The organism is Actinoplanes sp. NPDC051633 (assembly GCF_040681735.1).
Lineage (GTDB): Bacteria > Actinomycetota > Actinomycetes > Mycobacteriales > Micromonosporaceae > Actinoplanes.
Window position 1 is genome coordinate 1 of sequence record NZ_JBFAZH010001529.1, and the last position, 1,536, is coordinate 1,536.

Here is a 1,536-nt window from a genome sequence, read left to right on the forward strand (position 1 = left end):
CTGCATCGCTCTGGCCGCCTTGGGGCTGGCCGCCTACCTCTGGCTGACGAGCGCCGGCGGTTGATCTGACGCAGGATGGGGCTGAGGAAGAAGGAGGGAAACCACCGTGACTGACAGCACCACGGACGTGGGGACAGCCGCCCGCGAAGCCATCTACACCGACGGCATCACCGCTCTCAAAGGGGCATTCAGCCCGGAGTGGGCCGATGCCATGCGATCCGACATCGAGCTCGCGTTCGCCGAGGCCAAGGGCCGTGAGGGTGGCGCGGTCGGGCGCGGGCCGAACCGGTACTACGTCGAGATCCACCCGGAGCAGATGCGGGGGTTCGTCGACCTGGTGACGCACCCGTGGGTGGTGGCCGTCTGCGAAGCCGTGCTCGGCCCCGACTACGAGATCGTGGAGCTGGGCTTCGACATCCCGTTCGCCGGAGCGGTCAACCAGCCGTGGCACCGGGATTTCCCGATGCCCGAGGTGACGAAGAAGGAGGGCGTCCTCAACTCGCTCGCGTTCAACCTCACCGGCGTGGACACCGCCGAGAACATGGGACCGTTCGAGATCGCCCTGGGTACGCAGTTCGACGACGAGCCCGACTTCGACCACGGCATGTTTCCGCCCAAGGACCGGTACCCGAGGTACGAGGAGCGGGCGGTCCGCAAGTACCCGCAGCGCGGCGACATCTCCGCCCGGTCGGCCCTGACCATCCACCGGGGCACCATCAACCACTCGGAGAAGGCCCGGCCGGTGCTGGTGCTGGGCGTCGACGCGCCGGGCGCCGGCAACGACGACAAGCACGCGATGGCGGTCACGCGGGAGTACTGGGACGCGCTGCCCGAGCAGGTCCGCGCGCACCTGCACTGCCCGGTTGTCGACCGGCTGACCCCGATCACCCAGAAACACACCATCGAAGGCCTGGTGATGGGCGAGGCATAGCGGGTAAGTCCTCGGCATGAGTGATCAGAGGACTGACGCGGGCTCGCACACCGACCAGCACGTCACCGGGCGTGACGAGGACGGGAAGTTCCAGACCGACAAGGAACCGGCCGCCGACACTCCGTCCGACGGCAGCACCAATGCCGGGATCAACGAAACGAAGGCGAACCGGCAGGAGCCGACCGACTAGGGTCGGCCGGATGGCGGAGACCCAGCGGGAGCCCGTGCCGCGCGTCGACACGGGTGAACTGGACACGGCGATGGCCTTTCTGTCCTTCGCGAGGCACTGCGTGCTGAAGAAGGCGGAAGGGCTCTCCGACGACAGCATGCGCCGGTCGACGGTGGACAGTGGCACCTCCATCCTCGGCTTGATCAACCATCTGGCCGAGGTGGAGCACTACTGGTTCGTCCACACGTTGACCGGCGCGCCGCAGCTCGAGGGCGGCGACGGCATGGACGTGCCGGCCGGGCGGGTGGCCGGCGACGTGATCCAGGGCTACCGCGACGCGATCGAGGAGAGTGATCGGCGGATCCGGGCCGTGGGTGACCCCGAGGCGCGGCTCGCCGAGCTGATCGACGGCGTGGCGCTCAGCCTCCGGTGGCTG

3 protein-coding genes are annotated in these 1,536 nt (G+C 68.6%); all 3 read left to right on the forward strand.

From position 1 onward, the window contains the following. Nucleotides 1–106 precede the first annotated feature (106 nt). The gene (locus tag AB0M20_RS42810; RefSeq protein WP_364307164.1) at nucleotides 107–931 is read left to right on the forward strand and encodes a phytanoyl-CoA dioxygenase family protein; all 825 of its coding nucleotides are present in this window, start codon (nucleotides 107–109) and stop codon (nucleotides 929–931) included. 16 nt (nucleotides 932–947) lie between these two features. Beyond that, complete coding sequence (locus AB0M20_RS42815) at nucleotides 948–1,121, forward strand: hypothetical protein (RefSeq protein WP_364307166.1); 174 nt, start codon at nucleotides 948–950, stop codon at nucleotides 1,119–1,121. 10 nt (nucleotides 1,122–1,131) lie between these two features. Continuing rightward, a partial coding sequence (locus tag AB0M20_RS42820; RefSeq protein ID WP_364307168.1) for a DUF664 domain-containing protein occupies nucleotides 1,132–1,536 on the forward strand: 405 nt, incomplete at its 3' end.